Origin of the sequence: Litoribacter populi, from assembly GCF_007483685.1 — a bacterium.
GTDB lineage: Bacteria > Bacteroidota > Bacteroidia > Cytophagales > Cyclobacteriaceae > Litoribacter > Litoribacter populi.
This window is the reverse complement of the sequence record NZ_VMKN01000001.1, coordinates 2,016,599-2,037,555: the sequence shown is the minus strand read 5'-3', so window position 1 is coordinate 2,037,555 and position 20,957 is coordinate 2,016,599. Positions and strand designations below refer to the sequence as shown.

12 protein-coding genes are annotated in these 20,957 nt (G+C 42.1%); 6 read left to right on the top strand and 6 right to left on the bottom strand.

What is annotated here, in order from left to right; genetic code table 11:
• Positions 1-225 precede the first annotated feature (225 nt).
• Positions 226-405: a histone H1 gene (locus FPL27_RS08935; protein ID WP_143960766.1), complete on the top strand. Its 180-nt coding sequence runs from the start codon at positions 226-228 to the stop codon at positions 403-405.
• Between the two features lie 53 nt (positions 406-458).
• On the opposite strand, the gene FPL27_RS08930 is transcribed toward FPL27_RS08935, so the two are convergent.
• A complete protein-coding gene (locus FPL27_RS08930; protein ID WP_143960765.1) occupies positions 459-2,462 on the bottom strand; it encodes a heavy metal translocating P-type ATPase in 2,004 nt (667 codons plus the stop codon).
• A 269-nt stretch (positions 2,463-2,731) separates the two neighbouring features.
• On the opposite strand from FPL27_RS08930, the gene FPL27_RS08925 reads away from it, so the two are divergent.
• Positions 2,732-4,858 (top strand): TonB-dependent receptor plug domain-containing protein, encoded by a 2,127-nt coding sequence (locus FPL27_RS08925; protein ID WP_143960764.1) that lies wholly within the window; start codon positions 2,732-2,734, stop codon positions 4,856-4,858.
• Positions 4,859-4,916: 58 nt separating this feature from the next.
• Here the strand turns inward: FPL27_RS08925 and FPL27_RS08920 are convergent, their stop codons facing one another.
• On the bottom strand, positions 4,917-5,477 hold the full coding sequence (locus tag FPL27_RS08920; protein ID WP_235893403.1) for a hypothetical protein: 561 nt from the start codon (positions 5,475-5,477) through the stop codon (positions 4,917-4,919).
• A 235-nt stretch (positions 5,478-5,712) separates the two neighbouring features.
• Here FPL27_RS08920 and FPL27_RS08915 point away from each other — a divergent pair, with 235 nt between their 5' ends.
• A complete protein-coding gene (locus FPL27_RS08915) occupies positions 5,713-6,744 on the top strand; it encodes an LLM class flavin-dependent oxidoreductase (RefSeq protein ID WP_143960762.1) in 1,032 nt (343 codons plus the stop codon).
• Positions 6,745-6,815: 71 nt separating this feature from the next.
• Here FPL27_RS08915 and FPL27_RS08910 read toward each other — a convergent pair whose 3' ends face one another.
• The 4 genes from FPL27_RS08910 to FPL27_RS08895 form a co-directional block, all read right to left on the bottom strand.
• Positions 6,816-9,602 carry a DUF4961 domain-containing protein gene (locus FPL27_RS08910; protein ID WP_143960761.1) on the bottom strand — a complete coding sequence of 929 codons (2,787 nt, stop codon included), beginning with the start codon at positions 9,600-9,602 and terminating at the stop codon, positions 6,816-6,818.
• Positions 9,603-9,676: 74 nt separating this feature from the next.
• Positions 9,677-10,720, bottom strand: a complete 1,044-nt coding sequence (locus tag FPL27_RS08905) for a SusE domain-containing protein (protein ID WP_143960760.1) — start codon at positions 10,718-10,720, stop codon at positions 9,677-9,679.
• An 18-nt stretch (positions 10,721-10,738) separates the two neighbouring features.
• Entirely contained in the window at positions 10,739-12,331 is a 1,593-nt protein-coding gene (locus FPL27_RS08900; protein ID WP_235893402.1) for a RagB/SusD family nutrient uptake outer membrane protein, read from the bottom strand.
• Positions 12,332-12,385: 54 nt separating this feature from the next.
• Positions 12,386-15,331, bottom strand: a complete 2,946-nt coding sequence (locus FPL27_RS08895; protein ID WP_143960759.1) for a SusC/RagA family TonB-linked outer membrane protein — start codon at positions 15,329-15,331, stop codon at positions 12,386-12,388.
• Positions 15,332-15,860: 529 nt separating this feature from the next.
• Here FPL27_RS08895 and FPL27_RS08890 point away from each other — a divergent pair.
• From FPL27_RS08890 to FPL27_RS08880, 3 genes are all read left to right on the top strand, one after another.
• Complete coding sequence (locus FPL27_RS08890; RefSeq protein ID WP_143960758.1) at positions 15,861-16,895, top strand: LacI family DNA-binding transcriptional regulator; 1,035 nt, start codon at positions 15,861-15,863, stop codon at positions 16,893-16,895.
• Positions 16,896-17,114: 219 nt separating this feature from the next.
• Complete coding sequence (locus FPL27_RS08885) at positions 17,115-19,541, top strand: glycoside hydrolase family 31 protein (protein ID WP_143960757.1); 2,427 nt, start codon at positions 17,115-17,117, stop codon at positions 19,539-19,541.
• Between the two features lie 42 nt (positions 19,542-19,583).
• On the top strand, positions 19,584-20,957 hold the full coding sequence (locus tag FPL27_RS08880; protein ID WP_143960756.1) for an alpha-amylase family glycosyl hydrolase: 1,374 nt from the start codon (positions 19,584-19,586) through the stop codon (positions 20,955-20,957).

The following is a 20,957-nucleotide window of genomic DNA, read 5'->3' as shown; positions in this document are numbered from 1 at the left end:
CGCTGGTAAATAACACCAAATTGACTGATCCGAAGAAAATCCCCCTAAAATCAGTGAAACTCAATGAAAACAATTTTCTTCCTTAAAATCAAGGTCTTAAAGCCACATGGAACGGGTGGTAGAAAAAATTTTATTTAATTTTTTAAAACTATTTGTTGGTGATTTAAAAAATCTAAACTACATTTCCCACAGGTAATATTTTAACTAACATAACCAAAAACAAAAATGAGTAGATTTGAAGAAGTTAAAAATTTGATCTCAGGTCTGGAAGATGACTTCCAAAAGTTCTATGAAAAAGGCAACAAGGCTGCCGGGACCAGAGTAAGAAACGGTATGAACGAAGCTAAGAAGCTTGCTCAGGAAATCCGTAAAGAGGTCACTGAACTCAAAAACTCAGGAAAATAATTCCAATCCTATAGGAGTATACAACCCCGGTCTTAACTGATCGGGGTTGTTTTTTATCTGCCAAAATGTTTCTGTATCCTTACAGCATTTAAAATTGCCAGCAGAGCCACCCCCACATCGGCAAAAACCGCCTCCCAAAGGGAAGCCATTCCCATTCCTCCCAAAACCATTACTAGTGCTTTTACCCCAAATGCCAAGCCTATATTTTGCCAAACGATCTGTCTTGTCTTTCTTCCAATTTTAATTGCCAGAGGAATTTTGATCAATTTATCGTCTTGCAAAACCACATCGGCGATTTCTATAGCCGCATCGGACCCCATTCCTCCCATGGCAATCCCTACGTCAGCTAAAGCTAGTGCCGGTGCATCATTGATCCCATCGCCCACAAATGCCAATTTGGAAGTTTTGCTTTTCAATTCTTCCAGTTTCCGTAGCTTGTCCTCTGGAAGCAGTTCACCAAAGTAACCGTTTAATCCCAGCTCTTTGGCCACCGAATCAACAACCATCTTTCGGTCGCCTGACAGCATCAGCAGATTTTTTATACCTAGATCCTTTAACTGGGAGATCATAGAAGTTGCCTCTGACTTGATTTTATCCTCCAGTGAAACATAACCTCTAAACTCTCCACCATAAGCAATGGCGATAAGAGTTGACTGATGATCTTGAAGCTCTTTTGGGTATTGTATATTATGTTTATCGAGCAAAGCTAGATTTCCGACGAATAGTGTTTCATTCTCCGTACTTGCTGTAAGCCCCATTCCAGCATGTTCCCTCACGTTTAGTAGATCTACAGTCGAGTCACCCTGTCCAAAATGCGCAACAATAGCCTGGGCAACCGGGTGGTTGGATGTCTTCTCCAAGGCCACTACTCTATTCAAAAGAGCTATATCGGTATCTCCAAAGCTTTTCGGAAAGACATCAGATACCTTCAGCCGGGCTTCTGTCAAAGTGCCTGTCTTATCAAAAACCACAGTTTCCACCTTGGCCAAAACGTCAAGATAATTGGCTCCTTTGAACAATATGCCATTTTGGGCTCCAGCTCCCAGTCCGCCGAAATACCCCAAAGGAATGGAGATCACCAGGGCACATGGGCAGGAAATCACAAGAAAAACAAGAGATCTGTAAAGCCAATCCTGAAAGACATATTCAGAAACAAATAAAATCGGAAACAGCAATAACCCAAGCGCCAATAAGACAACAATCGGGGTATAAATCTTGGCAAACTTGCTTATAAACTTTTGAGTGGTTGCCTTGCGTGAGCCCGCTTCCTCCACTAAATAAAGAATCCTGGACAAGGTGCTATCTTCAAAACGGGAGGAAACTTTCAGTTCGACAAGGCTGCTCAGGTTTATCATACCTGATAACACTTTGCTACCTTGGTCAAATACCCGCGGGAGGGATTCACCAGTCAAGGCAGCAGTATTAAACTCAGCCGGGCCAGATTGCAGTTCGCCGTCAAGCACCACCTTTTCACCGGCTTTTACCTGGATAGTCTCACCTACTCGTACTTGTTTGGGGTCAACTGCTGTAAATACCCCGTTTCTTTTGACAAAAGCCGTGTCAGGACGCGCATCGATTAGGTCTTTGATGCTGTTCTTGGATCTTCTTACCGCCAGGGCCTGCACATGTTCACCAATGGTATAAAATAGCATGACAGCAACTCCCTCAGCGTACTCACCAAGATAGAAAGCGCCAAAGGTAGCAATGGTCATCAAGAAAAACTCGTTGAAGATGGAGCCCTTCACCAAACTTCTTGCAGCAGGACCAATCACTTCATAAGCCACCAGCCCATAGGCCAACACATACCATAAAAATCTAAAAGGACCTTCAAACCAGTTCACTTCAGTAAAATCGAAGCCGATTCCCAAAGCCAGAAGCACAAAACTCAAGGCAGCCTTCCAGTATACTTTCCAGTCAAACCTGGAAGGGGCAGGTTCATGTGTACTGCAGGCATGGGCATCACAGCCACAACCCTCCGAATCAAGGAAAGAGGTGTGTTCAGGTTGAACTTTACTTTCATTGCTTTCTAGAATATCTGACGGGTTTTGATCTTTCATTGAGTTTTTGAGCACTTTTAGGAAAGTTAGGCAAATAGTGCATGCACGGCAATTGCAAAAGCAACATCAAGCTCTTAACAAAGCGCGGACTATAAATATTCCAATATATATTTAAAAACGGAAAGCGTGGCCCAAGTATCCCTACTTTGATACTGTTTTGGCACTACTTTGATCCCACTGGGATCTTCTAAAAATTGGAATTACTTGGCAAAAATCTTTTTATCTTTATTAACGTATTGATTAAGAGACCAATGTTCTCTTAATCACTTATGCGCAAATTAAACTTTCTTATAACCCTACTTTCCATTCTCATCACCTCCAATCTGACTGCTCAGGAGCTTACCCAAAAGCTGGAGGAAAACCTGAAGATCTACAGGGAAAGTTTCAATCCGGAAAAAGTCTATCTCCAGCTGGATAAGCCCCATTATATGGGGGGAGAAATAGTTTGGCTGAAAGCATATGTCCTACAGTCTTCAAGTCTTAAGGCTACAGAGAGAAGCGGAGTTTTATATGTGGACCTTATTGATCATGCTGGGGATTTGGTGGAAAAATTAACCTTACCTATTTCAGAAGGTGAAGCATATGGGGACATTTCTCTTTCGGATGATTTGCAGGCAGGAAATTACAAAATCACAGCTTACACCCGATGGATGCGGAATTTTGGAGAAGAAACCTTTTTCCAAAAGGAAATTCAAATCCTTGATGAAGACAGTGATGTTGAGCAATTGGAGCAAAAGGCTAGACCGGTACAACCCCAAAAGCAAACTGCAGGTGGTTTACAAATTGAAATTGATGGGAAAAACATAAATGTTTCAATTGAGAATATTGACACAGAAGATGTAACACTTCTTGTCATATCAAGTGACAAGGTGGTATATAGAAAAGCCATAACTGAAGAAGAACCTATACGCATACCCAAGGAGGAATTCAATAATGGGATTGCCAAATTCAGCCTTATTGATCTAGAGGGAGAGCAAGTCACAGAGAAATTGTTTTTTATCGAGAAAGAGCAAACTGTTTCACTTTCAGCGGAAACCGATAAAGAGTCCTATTCATCCCGAGAGGAAGTTCAGCTTTCATTAGATGCCTTGGGCTTGGAAGAAGGCGCTTTGGCAAAAGTTTCACTTGCTGTAACAGTCGATAATTTTGTCCCCTATATTCCAGACCAGGAAAATATCCTCAGCTATCTTTATTTGAGCTCAGAGTTAAAAAACCCACTACCCAATGCTGGTAATTATTTCAGCTCTTCCGAAACAGATAGACAGGATGCCCTTCAGGAATTGCTTCAAGACCAAAGCCTGAAAAGGTATGATTGGGAGGAAATAATTAGCGGTAAATTTCCACAAATTAGATACGGAAACGAACAGGAAATCAATATCAGGGGCAATTTGGTAAAAAACGGAAAACCTGTAGAAAACGGAGAGGCTTTATTGTGGTTAAAAGACCGCTTCCAAACCTTTGTAAGTACCAATACGGATGAAGATGGAGAATTTGCCTTTCGAGGTTTTTACTATGCAGGAGAGATCCCAGTCGTGATCCAAGGTTCTGACCATAGAGGCAGGCGTGAACAAGTCGAAGTCATAATGACTGAAGATGAATATAAACCATCCATCCTTGATACTCGGATTAGGCTCCAGAGTAAGCCGCCAAAAAACTACACCCGAACCGTAATGGACCAGTTTCGCCGTACAGAGGCAGAAATTGGGGCTATGGAACTCGGGGAATTGCTTTTAGATGAAATTGTAGTAGAAGGGAGGTCTGAGATCCATAAGCCTTTCAGGCTTCATACCCAGCCCGATATGGTATTGTTTCGCAAACAGCTTCCCGTCGCTCCATCGGGTAATATCTTAGAAAGCCTACAGGGAAGGGTTGCTGGGCTTCGAATCATCCGAAGGGGCATGAATGAATTTACGGCCACGATCAGAGGCCAGGGTACTCCTATGTATTTGCTCGATGGCATGCCTATTCCTGAAAGCACCCTTCAGATGATCAATCCTTTTGATATCAGCAGAGTGGAAATAATCAGACGCCCCTCTGCTGCGGGAATCTATGGAGGCCGGGGTGGCGGAGGGGTAATCGCGATGTTTACCGATATCGGTTATGAGGAGGAAATTGATATAGAAGGGGGAAAACACATCGTGGTACATCAGGCCCAGGGTTTTTCCAGAACTCGGAATTTCTATTCCCCCACCCATGAGGACATGGATTATTATGACTTACCCGATCTTCGTAGCACCATCTACTGGAATCCCAGCATACATTTGAAAAATGAGGAAAGAAAAACCTTAAACTTCTATACCTCGGATGCCCCGGGTACCTATAGGGTAATAATTGAAGGTGTATCGGAGGATGGTGAGGTTTTGAGAGAAGTAGTGACTTTTGAGGTAGGAAATTGAGCACTGGGCAAAACAAAATCCCCTATCAGGTGGGCAAAAATCAATTTTACAAAAAGAATCATTTGATAAGCTTAAGTATTTTTTTTCTAAATACCTGCTTCACAATCAGGGTTTCGTCAACATTTGCCCGGTTCCATCTGCCATTCACGGAGTTTTGTTTGATACCCAATATCTGGCCAATTTCTTCCTGAGTGATCTTTGGGTTTTCCAATACCAGTCCTATGAGCTTTGCTGAAGACACTGTCCATTTATCCATAAAAAGTGAGGCTAGCTTTAGAAATAGATTTACATCCTGGTCAAAATCCTCCCTCCTAGTTTGAATTCCCAGCATGATTTTTTCCTTTTTCAGTTTTTCAAACTTTTCGCCACCCATCACAAATGCCTCGCCGTTGCTTTCAGAAATGCGTTCCCCTGAGAAAGTCTTCTCACCTACTCCTATCGCCATACGCACATCCAGATTTACCTCTGTGGCCACTTCAATAGATTTGATCAAAGCTTTGATCTCCAGGGCTGCTTGTAGGACATCCTCAGCCTTTGCAATTTCTAGCCGAAAAAAGTCTCCCCACAGGATTTCCCAGGCTTGAGGTGATTTCCCCCATTTATTTAACTGTTGCTTCAAGGGATAAAGCCAAGTTTCAGGTTCTCCTATATCTCTGGAATTGGCAATATCTCCTTTTATTACTGCTATCCTTTTACTTTATTTAAAATTAATTATCGCTTAATTAAATGATAATTCAAAATATCATCCAAATAGACGATAATATATAAGTATCGCTTGATTAGACGATAATTACAAATGGAACCCTCAGCGATAGACTTCCGTTTTGCTAGGGAAACCTAATTTACTTGTTGATTTGAAAAATACTTTTCCAATATCCGTTCTTGACCTGGCCATATTAAAAGAGGGCTTCGATGCCAGAGATGCTTATGAAAGAAGCTTGGACCTGGCAAGGAATGTCGAAAAATGGGGATTCTCACGCTTTTGGCTTGCCGAGCATCATAACATGCCCTACGTGGGGAGCTCCTCACCTACTCTTTTGATGGGCTATATCGCTCAAGGAACCAAGTCTATACGTGTAGGTTCAGGAGGCATCATGTTACCTAATCACAGTCCCCTCATTGTAGCAGAGCAAATAGGTGTATTGGAAACCTTATACCCGGGTCGGATTGACCTTGGCCTTGGCCGAGCACCAGGTACAGATCAAAAAACAGCCGCTGTCCTACGTCGAGGAAGAGTAGAGACCGTTCAAGAATTCCCAAAGGATCTGGTTGAACTTCAACAGTATTTTTCCAAATCCAATTTCGATAAAACAGTCAGAGCATTTCCCGCCGAGGGTTTGGATATCCCATTCTATATTCTAGGGTCGAGCATGAGCAGTGCAGCACTAGCGGCTGAGCGAGGGCTTCCATACGTGTTTGCAAGTCATTTTGCACCTACATATTTTCTCCAGGCAATCAGATACTATAAGGCCAACTTTAGGCCTTCTTCAAAAGGCCAGAAGCCTTACATAATTTCTTGTGTCAATGTAATTGCATCGGATAGCGATGAAAAGGCACAGAGATTAGCCACTTCATTTTACCAGATGGCCTTGGGAATTGTAAGAAGTAAATCCTACCCACTACGTCCCCCTGTGAAGAGCATGCAGGGTATTTGGTCCCCTGCAGAAGCTGCGGCCATTCAGAATATGATGGCTTGCACTTTTATAGGAACAAAAGAAAGCATACAGCAGGAGTTAGAGGATTTCATCCAAGAGACTCAAGTAGATGAGATTATGGTGACCACCAACATCTATGACCATGAGGACCGGTTGAGGTCGTTTGAGCTGACTGCAGAAATATTTCAAAAAATAAAAATAACCGCAGAACTTGTCCCGAGAGCAAAGTGAATCGGGAGGTGTAGAGCCACAGAGAAAAGAATTCATTACTCAGGCTCTTCCGATTCTGCGGTTATTTAATCTTACTCTTTTACAAATCTCTTCCTAACGATATTGCCACTGTTATACATCTCGAGGACGTACACACCTGGCTTGATAGATTGTAGGCCTAGATTCACAAATTCAACCTCTATGGTGCCTTCCTGTAGCATCTTTCCGGTTACGTCCATGATTCGGTAGTTGGCTTGTCCAAATCCTTGAGGCAATTCAACATTAAGGGAATGGGAAGCAGGCACTGGGTACATTTTCAAGCCTTCCATGCTTGGCTTTTCCTCCACACTCACACTCAGAATCGGGTCGTTGAAGAGAATTTCTTCCTCAGGCTTTTCCAAAGGCACACTTGTGAAAATATGGAATTGATTTGGAGCAAAATCCAAACGGTAGATGCTTCCACCAACCGAAATTTGCTCCCCGGAAAGGTAATCATACCATGTGCCTGATGAAGGGAAATTCACTGATGCATTTTCAGCATCTGCCAAAGCAAAATTACCGACCACAAAGACATTCATATCACCATGTTTCAAGGAAATGGTCTTAATCGAACCGTTAAGACTTAGGTTTACCTCTTCGGGTCTATTGAAAACCTCATGCTCTTCTTTTAAGCCGATCATGGCCCTATAAAGATAATATAGCCTTAATCGATCATCATCGTCCAAGTATTCCCATTTGGTAGGTTTAATCCCCAGCCTATCATCGTTCAACTCAACATCATAACCGAATTCTCCGAATTGCCAGATCATCTTAGGCCCTGGAATGGCGAAATAAAATGCGGTAAGCAACTGCTTCCTGTTGACGGCATGGGTCAGGTTTCGAAGGTTAACCGGTGAGGTAGCGCCACGGGTCAGGGTTTCGAACATGACTCTCTCCTCGTCATGGCTTTCCATATAGGCCACTAGGTGATTTTTAGTCCAGTTACGGGTTCGGTAGTAGGCGTTGTTAAAATTCCTATTTAGACCTCTACCTATATCTCGGAAAGTATAGTTCATATTACCCCAAAGCATCATGCCGTAATCGGCGAGGATAGTTTCCTCGGAATTGTCCGCAAAGTGCTCCAAGATCACATAGGCATCCGGGTGGTTGGCTTTGATACGGTCGTAAATATGCTTCCAGATTTCAATTCGAGACTCATCTAACTGCGACCAAAGTTCCACATTGTCACCTGAATTGACCTGAGTAAAACCTTTGCTCAAGTCAAATCTGTACCCATCAAATTTGTATTCAGTAAGCCAGTAATTATTAACAGAGTCGACGAATTCCTGTGTATAGGGGCTCTCATGGTTGAAATCGTAACCAACATTGAATGGGTGTCTTGCCACTCTGTTGAGCCAAGGATTATCCTCCGTTGGAGCTCCATAGTCCCCGTCATTGTAAAGTCTCACAAATGGCGATTGGCCAAAGGCATGGTTAAGTACCATATCCAGCAATACTACCATACCCCTTTTATGCGCCTCATCAATAAGTTCTTTCAGATCGTTTTTGGTGCCATAAAATTTATCAGGAGCAAAGAAGAAGGAAGGGTTATACCCCCAGGAAAGGTTACCCTCAAATTCCTTAATCGGCAAAAGTTCAATTGCATTGATGCCCAAATCCTGCAGGTAATCCAACCTTTCGGTTACCGCCTTGTAAGTACGGCGATCATCAAAATCCCTAACCAGCAATTCATAAATCACCAATTCTTCCGGCTCGGGCTTATTGTAATTTAAGTGTTGCCATTCATAGGGCTGCTGTGCGGTTTGGAAGTAAGTCGCCTGAAATTCTGTTTTTCCATCTGGGAAAGGTAGCAGGCCCGGATATCGGTCCTGGTCAATTAACTCTTGATCATGGAAAGGGTCGGAAGTTTTATCGGCATAAGGATCACCAATCCTAATCTCCCCATCCACTAGATATTGGAAAATGTATTCACGACCTGGCTCGACATCGGTGAGCGTAAACCAGAACATCTCTCCATCAGGGGTCATGGTCATCTGAAAATCCGGATTTGTCTGCCAGTCATTGAAATCCCCAATCAGGAAGGCGTTTTTCTTCCCAGGAGCTTCCAATACAAAAGTCACCTCAGTATCTGAATCATAATTTATCCCTTTTCGGGCACCTACTGGAAGATCTCCTCGCGGACTTTCGTCCACTACGGCTATTCTTATGCTTCTTTCGGCAGTCTCCCCACCAGATACGGCCTTGGCCACAACCTCAAAGTTTCCAGCTTCTGTGGCAATAAAGGTATAGTCCACGTTTGAAGCGTTATCAGCGGAGGCCACAACCGTTCCATTGATCTCCAATGTTAGATCACCTTCATCAGATGTAGAGAATGAAATGTTTTGGTTATCCCCAATTTCCAGCAAAACAGAAGATCGGATAGGCTCATTAAACTGCAAGTCAAAACCCTGGCTTAAGTTAATGAAAAAATCCTGATTTGTTTCAGTCTTTCCTTCCTGCGAACCATCTACATTACGAAACACCAAACCCAATCTATAGATTGTCTGATCTTCAGAGGGATTAAACAGTTCATTTGGAGTCAGATCATATTCCCATACATCGCCTTCGACCCTGGTCATTTTGGCCTCATCTATATCTTGTCCCCAATCAAATGGGACAATTTCCCAAGCTGTAGAATTGGCTCCGGCAATGACGGCGCCGATATGTATATATACCTGTTCAACGCCCTGTAATCCGGAGGCACCTTGAGTGGCATCATACCGGATGGTCATCGGGGCATTTGCCCTCGGGAATTCTGGGTCAGTAGTGATTTGGGCTTTCCCGCACAAAGGCAGAAGTATACATGCCCAAAATATTAGTAAAGTAAAAGTTGCTTTCATAGGCAGTAGTAAAGCTTTATAAAAAAGAAAGCTACCGGACACATACCCGGTAGCTTTCTATATAGTTTGAATTGTTAATTCTTCACAACAGTGTAGCTAATCTCACCAGGAACCTTCCAGTCCATTGTTATGGTATAGTTACCTGCTTCTTCTACAGGAATGTTAGGTCCCCCAGCTTCAAGTACTCCCCCTTCTGGGCTGCTAGCACCATAATTATGATCCCAGTTGTTATCAGCCCTGAACTTCATCTCGCCTGCCTCTAGGTCAGTAGTGATAGTCAGTACGTTTTCATCTGCATCAAAGTCTAGCGGAGTATCTGCATCCCATCCACCTGGAGTGGCATCCCCTACGATACCCCAAACTTGACGGTCCCCAATCTCATAGGTCTCATCGTTTAAGTTGATGGTAAGCTTAAATGTTCCGAATGGTTCCGATAAAACAAAATTCGGTCCATCCCAGATTAAGCCACCATTCTCGCCGCCCCAATTGAAGCCCCAGTCAGGCTGCTCGGCAACTTTAAACTCCCCGGAGCCACTTAGCATATGAACATAACCTTCATAAACATCATCACCTTCTACTGAATATATAACCGTATTCTCATTCTCAATATTCCAGCCTTGATAATCACCCGGCACGTACATTCTTGGGAAAGTAAGCGCGGCAAGATAAGGAGTTACCACCATAGGAATAGGAGCTGAATAATTGGCAGGAACAGCAGAACCAACAGATGATCTTACCCTAATCTCTATCTCAGCCTCTTCTTCAGGTGCGAGTCCTTTAGTAACAAGTTTTTGGTTAAACTCTGCATAAGACACCTCTACAGATGTACCATTTGAGCTTCCGACTTCAGTTGGACTGGCAAAGTCATTACCTACCAAATCCATTTGAACCATATAAGTAACCGCAGCCGAATAACCAAAGTCAGCTGGTTCATAATTAAAGGCTATTCGCTCTCCAGCATCCTCTTCCGTAAGAACAAAAGCTTGCCCACTTGAGGGACTAGTAAGTGTAGCAGCTTCTGGATTTTCGCTTATCCTGACTTGCTCCATTTCCTCAGTACAAGCCCAGGCAAATGCCAAAGCGAGTACTGCAAAGAATAATTTATAATAAGTTTTCATATTACGTCTGATTTTGAATTAATAACCGTCGTTTTGTCTCAAAGAAGGATTAGCGATCAAATCTGCCTGAGGTAGCGGGTACAGGTTTCTAGAGGCTGGAGTGCTGGCGCCGTTAAATGCTCCACCTTTCCATTGCCACACATATTCACCGCCTGAGTATCTTCCGTATCTAATCAAGTCAGTTCTTCTGTGAGCTTCCCACTTTAACTCTCTGGCTCTTTCATCAATGATGAAGTCTAGGTTTAGATCACCGTTAGTGATATTTCCACTGGCATCACCATAAGCTCTTTCTCTCAGTTCGTTGATATAAGCCAGAGCTTGTGCCTGACTTCCACCAGAACCGCCTCTCAATACAGCCTCAGCATACATCAAGTAGGCATCTGCAAGTCTGAACAATGGGAAATCAACACTTACGTGATCATTGACTGGACCATCAGGCCTTCCATCGGTTGTACTCAATACATTACGGAATTTAATTACACCAAAACCATCCTGGAATGTAGAAACGCTTTCAATATCAATCTGGTGCCCATCAGTGTAAAACCATCCTCTTGCATCCGGCTCACCGTTTGTACCAGGATATAGGTTTACTACTTCTGGTCTAGCTCTCAAACCTTGCCATCCACCAGGAACACCAAAATTAATTCCGCTCCATTCACCGCCTATGGCCGCATTCACTAGGAAGGTAGCACCCCCCCAAGCCATTGTACTGACCTGATCAAATGCGATTGGGAAAATGATCTCCGGAGAATTATCATTGTCTGCCAAGAAAAGATGGTTGTAGTTTGGTTCCAAAGAGTAACCCGCACCTATTACTTCATTCAATTGAGCAAGAGCTTCAGTGTATCTAGCTTCGCCTATGTACACTTCCGCATTTAGGTAAAGTTTTGACAAAAGCATTCGTGCGGCAGCCTGATCAGCTCTTGCATACTCATTTTGACCAGCAGGAACCATCTGAGGAATGATGTCAATCAATTCACTTTCAATATAAGTAAATAGGTCTCTTCTCTCAATTTGCTCTGGAAAGAATGAACCTACTACATCGGCTTCAGTTACAAATGGAACATTTCCATAAAGGTCCAAAGCATGGTAGTAAGAAAGGGCACGTAAAAATCTTGCTTCAGTTCTATAACCTCTAGCGGTATTTTGATTGGCTTCCGAAATACCTCGAGATGCCATATTCTCGTCACTCAATTCACGAATAAATTCATTGGCCAATGTGATTTGATAAAATATTCTGTAGTACATAGCGGCGATAAAACCGTTGTCAGCTGAATAAGTCATGGTATTCAAGGTTGGAAGTCCCTCATCATTCCAAGCGATGATTGCCTCATCAGTTGGTAATGTTTGAAGTTTCCAGTAAGCACGAAGGTAGGTAGAAGCTCCCTCATCCTGACCACCGATATCACCCCTACCATCTGGACCGGATTGACCAGATACTGCCAGCCCACCATACATTTTGGCCAGCACTTGTACATAATTTTCGTAATCGTCATATACCTGTATGGAGGTAAGCTCATTAAAGGGCTCCAAGTCCAAGTCGGTACAGGAGGTGAAAGAGAAGAATGTTCCCATCACCAAGGCCATTATTTTTAGAAGTTGTTTTTTCATCTTATCAATATTTTTTTCAATCAAAGAGTCAGACTCTTTCATTGGTTGAGTCCATTAAAATCCAAAGTTTACACCGAAGGAATAAATTCTTGGGAACGGGTAGAAGTTGTTATCTATACCACCTGGAATTTCAGGATCGATCCCTGAGTAGCTGGTGATCAAGAAGGCGTTCTGTACCGTTGCGTTTGCTCTTAAATTGATATTGGAGTTGAAAATATTACCGAAGTTATATCCCAAGCTAATATTCTCCATTCTCACGAAAGTAGCGTCCTCAAGGTAATAATCAGACCTTAGTCTATAATTCTGGAAACCTGTTTCTAGGATATCACCGGTTATATTATTCAAATAACCTGGGAATCTTAAACCTTGATAAGCACCATTGGCCGCACGGATGTTGTTATAGGCCATGTTTCCTGTATTTCCTCTCAATACAAAGCTGAAGTCCCAATCTCTATAGCGAAGTTGAGAATTGAAACCGAAGAAGTATTGAGCATCAGGGAAGCCTCTTCTGTAAAGATCCTGCTCATTGATAATTCCGTCATTGTTCCTGTCCACATATACGTTTTCGATTGGTCTACCATCTTGGTTATATACCTGCTGCCATACGTAGAATGAGTTAGGCTGGAAACCTACGGTGTGCACCTGAATAGTGTTACCTGTACCACCTGAAATCTCACCTACCAAAATACCAACAGCATCTTCAGCTACATTACTTAGGCTTAAGATATTGTTCCTATTGTAAGTAAAGTTTGCTCCTATTGTCCAATCGAGCTCGTTAGTTCTGACAATGTTGTAATTGATCGCTGCCTCAACACCATAGTTTTCAATATTGCCTACGTTGGTGAAGAGTTGGTTGGTAAGATTAGTACCTGCTGGAACTGGAATTACAGCTAATAGATCGTTAGTCCTTTTGTAGTAGTAATCCAAAGAACCAAACACTTTCCCATTTAGGAATTCATAATCCACACCTGCATTCCAGGTTACGGTTTCTTCCCATTTGATGTTTCTATCATAACCTTCAGGTCTCAATGTATTATAAAGGGTGTTTCCGAATCTATATCTGGCTGCATTATCAGACACTGTATACCTTGGAAGGTATGGGAAGAAAGATCCTATATCCTGTTGTCCAGTCATACCCCAACCTAATCTCAATTTGAAATCAGTAAGGGTATTATTGTCCGCCAAGAAACCTTCTTCGCTAATTCTCCAAGCTGCGGCCAAAGAGGGGAATACACCCCATCTGTTTTCAGGACTGAATCTTGAAGAGCCATCTGTTCTAATAGTTGCGGTCAACAAGTACTTATCCATCAAGTTGTAGTTCGCTCTTCCGAAGAAAGAGATCAATCTGTATTGAGGTCTGGTTTCGACTCCAGCTGGGGTCAATTCAGTACCTTCCTCATTTACTGTTGGGAATTGTGGATTTTCCCAATAGAAATCCTGCCAGGAGTAACCACCCGTAACATCAATTCTGCCCGCATTGCCAAAGTCTCTGACATAGTTTAAATAGAAATCCGCTAATAAGTTTCTGTTGTTTTGTGCGTAAGGGGAAATTTCACCTCCCTGATTAAATCCAGAAGCCGAAGTTGAAGGAATAATCACAGTACCTTCACCTCTACTTACATCATAACCTAAATTCAAGTTAGCTCTCAAGCCTTCAACGAATGGAATGGAGTAATCCAGCTGAAGATTACCAATACTTCTTTGTACCTCACTTCTATCATTTCTTTGCTCAAGCAAACCTACTGGGTTTCTAGGAGCCAAAAGCTGAGGACTTCCATCTGCGTTTCTCCACTCCCAGAATCCACCAAGACCTTCCGGATCGTAGATTGGTTGGGTAGGATCAAATACGGCTGCGGCACCGATAGCTCCTTGATCAGCAAATCTATTCCTGGTCAAGGCTCCTCTAACGTTAAAGTTTACCTTTAATTGATCATTGAATAAAGTCGGGGTCAAGGAAAGACCAGCAGTGGTTCTATTCATGTGATCAGTTTTCAACACACCGTTTTGATCTAAGTAACCTACCGAAATTCTATAAGGAACGTTATTGAAAGAACCGGAGATGCTGGCATTATTATCAAAAGAGATAGCGTCTCTGTAGATTGCATCCTGCCAGTTGGTGTTTGCATCACCCATCAAAGCCTGTTGTGCAGGTGTAGCTTGCTCTGCAGCGATTTGACGAAATTGATCTGGGTTTAAAACATCAACAGTATTCATCACCTGTGACACAGACATCAGTGAGCTTACATTTACGCTCAAGTCCTGTCCTTTTTTACCCTTACGAGTGGTGATCAAAATCACACCGTTAGAAGCTCTTGAACCATAAATAGCGGTAGCAGAGGCATCTTTCAGGATATCGAAGGTTTCAATATCATTAGGGTTCAAAAAGTTTAGTGGGTTAGCTGATCCCGCAATTGAGGAGTTGTCCAAAGGCACCCCATCGATTACTATAAGTGGATCATTGGAAGCGTTAAGGGAAGAACCACCACGGATTCTGATCCTAGCACCTGCACCAGGCTGACCACTGTTTGGCGTGATATTTACACCAGCGATTTTACCGGTAATTAGCTGCTCCGGGTTTGTCACTTGACCAACGTTGAAATCACCTCTTGTCACAGAACCTACAGAACCTGTAAGGTCAGCTTTTCTTTGGGTACCGTAACCGATCACAACTACCTCATCCAGCTGTTTGGTGTCACCTTCTAATTGTACATCTATTCTAGACTGGTTACCAGCAACTACCTCTTTAGCTGTATAACCTATAAAAGAATAAACAAGAACTTCTTCATTGGATCGTACAACTAATGAATAGTTGCCATCGATGTCGGTCGTAGTACCACGGGTGGTACCCTTGATACTTACATTGACAAAAGGTAATTCCTCCCCTGAGTTGAGGTCTGTTACCTGACCTGTCACTGTCCTTTCTTGCGCCATCAACTCTTGACAACAAATGAAGGACAGTAATACGACCGTGAGCTTAAATACGGTAAAAACTTTTCGCATAACTGTTTTATTTTGGATTTATTTAATTAGTACAAGGCTAAAATTCTTTAAATATTCCAATTCCAATGCTCATTAGAAGCTGTTCGGAGGAATTGGAAAATGATATCATTCTTATTCCCTGTGCATATTTTAGGAAATATTAACCAAAAAATAATTCCCTACCAAGGAGCCCCAATAGGTATTTCAAGGTTTTTTTATTGCAAACGAAACCGCAATCGTTTGCATAGATGAAAAAAATTTTAGTACATTATACAAAAACCTGTTTGTGATTGTTAAAATGTTAAATTTCCAACAACTCATTATCTTGAATTAACTGTATGGGCAGGATATTATAAATCTTAAAAAAATTCAATTTATTGAAGTTCAGACCATTAAAAATGTGAATTATTCAATACTTAGAGAGATATATTACCGAATAATTAAAACAATCTGACATTGATAGTAAACTTTAAATTATTCAGGTTGTTTTTATGAATAATCATCAAAATAAGCTTTCTTTACCAATTCTGTATCAGTAAAAAGGAAAACCATGAAAATTGGTCAAGCAACCATAAAAGATATTGCCAAAGCATTAAATGTCTCCTCTTCCACTGTATCCCGAGCACTTAAGGATTATCCAGGCATCAGCAAGGAAACCAAGAGAAAGGTAAAGGAATTAGCCGAGAAGCTTAATTATAGGCCAAATGCGGTAGCTTTGAGCCTTAGGAAAAGCAAGTCTTTTACTATAGGAGTGATTATACCCGAGGTGGTACACTTTTTTTTCTCCACCGTGATAAGCGGTATCGAGGAGATAGCCTTTGCCAATGGATATAATGTCATTCTTTGCCAGACCAACGAAAGCCTCGCTAGAGAAATGTCCAGTGTGGACACTATTATCAGTAATCAGATTGATGGGTTATTAATCAGTTACTCTAAGGAAACCACTGACTTCAGCCATTTTCAAAAACTCATCGACCATAATTTCCCTATCGTGTTTTTTGATAGGGTTCCAGAACTAGCAAATACGGTTAATGTAACAGTCGACGATTATTCTGGGGCTAAGGAAGCAGTAAAACACTTGATTGATCAAGGCTATCAGAGAATATTCCACTTGGCAGGACCAAAAAACCTGTTGATAAGCGCGCACCGCAAAGATGGTTATATTGATGCCCTCAAAGAGTCAGGCCTTGAATATGACCCTACCTTAGTAGAATCGTGCCCAATTGGTACCGAGGAGGAAAGCTTCAAAATTATTACCCAAGTATATCAGGATTTTACGAATAGACCAGATGCGATTTTCGCGGCTAATGACATTGCTGCCGCAGGAGCTATGCGAGCGGTAAAAAGCTTAGGATTAAGAGTACCTCAGGATGTAGGTATAGTTGGATTCAGCAATTGGCAATTTTCTTCCATGGTGGACCCTCCATTGACCACTGTGTCACAGCCTGGGTTTAAGATCGGAGAAAGAGCCAGTCAGTTACTGCTTCAAATGATCAATAAAAAAGAAGAGGATCCCTTTGATCCTATTACAGAAATCCTCGAAACCGAGCTTTTGATAAGGGGGTCTTCCCTAAAAAATGGCTAATATTAAATTTTTATCACAAAATTTGATTTTTTAGTGCAAACGATTGAAATTGTTTTGTATTCATTTTTTACGTGAAAGTTGGTCTTTTCAGGGCATAATTTTGTATCCCCGTCCTGTGGGGATGGTTTTTTCATTTGGATATACTTTCTAAATTAGCCTTTAGCAAACCCATTAATTTTTCCACCAGGTTTGTAATTACGCTAAAAAATTACGCCCAATATGACCCCAAAAGTCCAATCAACTACTTCTTCCCGTAACCTACATACCGGAGCCGTGAACTCTTGGTCCCCTACTTCATTTGGATTGGAAGGAACCACAGAATATGGGGTTTTTAACATATCCGTCTATGGCCCCCACACCATCAGGGTTCAGGTCAGCCGCACCGGTGATTTTCAGCCCAATCCTTATTCTGTGGTAAAGGCTCCTTTATCAGAAGGATTTGAGGTCAGTGATGCAGGAAGTCACCTGTTGTTACAGACTGATTTTATAAATGTAGAAATTAGCAAAACACCATTCGCTGTAACTTTTAAAGATTCAAAGGGCGAAATCATCAATCAGGATGATCAGGCATTTTCTGTTTCGTGGCTTGGCACCGAGGTTACTAATTATAAGAAACTACAGGATAACGAAAGATTTATTGGTCTTGGGGAAAAAACAGGGAATCTAGATCGCAGTGGAAGCGCCTACACGAACTGGAATACGGATTATTTTGCCTATGGGACTGAAGATGACCCACTATATATGTCTATTCCCTTTTTCGTCGGCATTCATGACAAAGGTAGCTACGGTATTTTCTTTGACAACACCCACAAGACTCTTTTCAATTTCGGTGCGTCCAACAACCGATTTGCTTATTATTCCGCAGAAGATGGGGAGATGGATTATTACTTCTTCCATGATGCAGAAGTGAAAGGAATCATCACTGCCTATTCTGAATTGACAGGACGGATGCAAATGCCCCCCAAATGGGCTTTAGGTTATCAGCAATGTCGGTATTCTTATTACCCAGAAAGTGAAGTGCTGACCCTTTCTCAAACTTTTAGAGATAAAAAAGTCCCGGCAGATGTCATTTACCTAGACATCCACCATATGGAAAAATATAAGGTATTCACCTTTGATGGGGAAAAATTCCCAGATCCAAAAGCCATGATCAAAACTTTAAAGAATAGAGGTTTTAAGGTGGTGGTTATCATGGACCCGGGAATTAAAACTGAGGAAAGTTACGAACCTTATGTGGATGGGAAAGATAAAGGCTTATTCCTTAAATATCCGGATGACAGCATTTATGAAGGGCAAGTATGGCCAGGATGGTGTGCATTCCCTGATTTTACTAAGCCAGAAACCCGTGAATGGTGGGCCGAGAAAATGGCCTTTTACACGGAGGCAGGTGTGGATGGTTTTTGGACCGATATGAACGAACCAGCCACCTGGGGACAGTGCACGCCAAATCTGATCGATTTTGACTATGAAGGCCAACAAGTAAGTCATAGGAAAGCGCGAAACATATACGGAATGCAGATGGCCCGAAGTGTAAAAGAAGGTTCTGAAAAGCTAATTTCCGATGCACGGCCATTTGTCTTGACCAGAGCAGGATTTGCGGGAATTCAAAGATATGCAGCCGCTTGGACGGGGGACAATGTAGCTTCTGAAAAACACATGCTCGCAGGCGTGAGACTTTTGAACAGTATGGGAATAAGCGGTATTCCTTTTTCGGGTTATGATATTGGGGGATTTGCTGGTGATGCTGCTCCGAGTCTATATGCCCGCTGGATGAGTATAGCCACTTTTGCCCCGCTATTCCGCGCCCACAGCATGATCAACAGTAATGATGCCGAGCCTTGGGCTTTTGGAGAGGAGGTAGAAGAAATCTCAAGAAACTATATTAAGCTTCGATACAAACTACTTCCAACTATATACAGCGCATTCTACAAGAGCACTCAGACCGGGTTGCCTATCACGGAAAGTCTCGCCATACAATATGGGCAGGACGCGAATGTATTTGATACCAAATTCGAAAACCAATATCTTTTCTGCGATGCCTTCCTTGTGGCCCCGGTAAAAAGTAAGCGCGATATCGCTAAAGTCTACCTACCACAGGGGGAATGGTATTACTTCTTTAATGACCACAAATACAGCGGCGGAAATTCAATCTTCATAGAGTCGCCATTAAATTACTTACCGGTCTTTGTGAAAGGTGGAAGTATTCTAACCCTGCAGTCTGAAACCTATCATACAGGAGAAGACCATGACGGTGTTTTAAACTTACATTTCTATAAGGGGCAAGGAGAAGCTACTTACCTTCACTATGAAGATGATGGGCTTTCGAATGCTCATAAAGAGGGTGACTTCTGTAAAAGGACCATAACTCTAAACTCAGAAAAAGAAATGGTTCAAATTTCCGAACAAGCTGGTGATCACAACTCCACTTATAAGAAGTATAAGCTCCATTTCCATGGATTCAAGGCCAAATCCATCCGAATTGGTGGAGAAAATAAAAATTTAAAGACTGAGAGTTTGGCATTCTTGGAAAAACTAACGGAATTTGATCCTTTGCCAGAGCATTTACACCCTTTCCATGAGGTACAGAATGTTTTGACATTTGAAATCGACAATACTACCAATCCTATAGATATAGAGCTTCATTAACCTGTTGAGAATAATTAATCTCGAACCCAACGAAAACCCAGAATGACTAAGATTTCTATTAAAAATTACCTATTGTTAATCCTGATAGGTTGTACGGTTGCCTGCAAACCTGCCCCGGAAACCGACAAGCCAGAAACCACTCAACATACAACCGAAGCGAGTGAAGCTCCGGATTGGGTCAAGGACAAGAATATATACGAGGTCAATGTTAGACAATTTACTCCTGAGGGGACTTTTGAAGCTTTTGAGAGGGAGATTCCCCGATTGAAGGAAATGGGTGTGGATATTTTGTGGTTTATGCCAATCCATGAAATTGGAGAAAAAAACCGCAAAGGAACTTTGGGTAGCTATTATGCTATCAAGGACTATAAAAGCATCAACCCCGAATTTGGGACCCACGAGGATTTTGACAGGCTGGTCAAGACTATCCACGACCACGATATGTATATCCTAATCGACTGGGTAGCAAACCATACCGCCTGGGACCATCCTTGGACTGAAAGCAACCCAGAATATTACTCCAAAGATGATGATGGAGGGTTTGTTCCACCGGCAGGAACTGATTGGGAAGATGTGATTGAATTGGATTATGATAATCCCGACGTACACACAGTAATGGAGGACGCCATGCTCTATTGGGTCAAGGAACATAATATTGATGGTTTCAGATGCGATGTAGCCGAATTGGTACCTATGGAATTCTGGAACAACACTAGAAAAAGCTTGGATGAGATTAAGCCGGTGTTTATGTTGGCAGAAGGAGAAAAGGTTGAGTTGTATGAAGCCTTTGACATGACCTATGCATGGAATGTCTTTCACGCTCTGGTGGACTTGGCTGGTGAAAGAAAAATGAACAACGACAGCCTACATATAGCAATTTTGGAAGGTGTGGAGGATTTACCAAAAGGCGCAATCAAGATGAACTTCCTTACAAACCATGATGAAAATACCTGGAAAGGAACTATTGATTCCCTATTGGGTCCTGCACATGAGGCGATGGCTGTATTGATTCATACCATTCCGGGGATGCCATTGATCTACTCAGGTCAGGAGGCAAATATCACAAAGAGATTGGAGTTTTTTGAAAAAGACCCCATCGAATGGGGTAATATAGAAAAAGCAGATTTCTATTCTAAACTGAACACTTTAAAGCGTGAGCATAAAGCACTTTGGAACGGTGAGCATGGGGGAAGCTTCGAAAGGCTTCCAAATTCAGAGGATGATGGAATTTATGCTTTTGAACGAATAAAAGATAATAGCAGAGTAATTACCATAATCAACTTGAGTGACCAAGAGCGCACTTATGAAATCACTGATAATAGTGAGGGTTTAAAGGACTATTTCCAACCTGAAGCCTCAGAGATTGGCTCCAGTTTGAACATGGAGCCTTGGGGTTATAGAGTTTTGACCAATTAA

Bases quoted from the DNA above. Each gene is read 5' to 3' on its own strand.
- FPL27_RS08935 (WP_143960766.1), top strand. From the start codon at position 226: ATGAGTAGATTTGAAGAAGTTAAAAATTTGATCTCAGGTCTGGAAGAT.
- FPL27_RS08930 (WP_143960765.1), bottom strand. From the start codon at position 2,462: ATGAAAGATCAAAACCCGTCAGATATTCTAGAAAGCAATGAAAGTAAA.
- FPL27_RS08925 (WP_143960764.1), top strand. From the start codon at position 2,732: ATGCGCAAATTAAACTTTCTTATAACCCTACTTTCCATTCTCATCACC.
- FPL27_RS08910 (WP_143960761.1), bottom strand. From the start codon at position 9,602: ATGAAAGCAACTTTTACTTTACTAATATTTTGGGCATGTATACTTCTG.
- FPL27_RS08905 (WP_143960760.1), bottom strand. From the start codon at position 10,720: ATGAAAACTTATTATAAATTATTCTTTGCAGTACTCGCTTTGGCATTT.
- FPL27_RS08900 (WP_235893402.1), bottom strand. From the start codon at position 12,331: ATGAAAAAACAACTTCTAAAAATAATGGCCTTGGTGATGGGAACATTC.
- FPL27_RS08895 (WP_143960759.1), bottom strand. From the start codon at position 15,331: ATGCGAAAAGTTTTTACCGTATTTAAGCTCACGGTCGTATTACTGTCC.
- FPL27_RS08890 (WP_143960758.1), top strand. From the start codon at position 15,861: ATGAAAATTGGTCAAGCAACCATAAAAGATATTGCCAAAGCATTAAAT.
- FPL27_RS08885 (WP_143960757.1), top strand. From the start codon at position 17,115: ATGACCCCAAAAGTCCAATCAACTACTTCTTCCCGTAACCTACATACC.
- FPL27_RS08880 (WP_143960756.1), top strand. From the start codon at position 19,584: ATGACTAAGATTTCTATTAAAAATTACCTATTGTTAATCCTGATAGGT.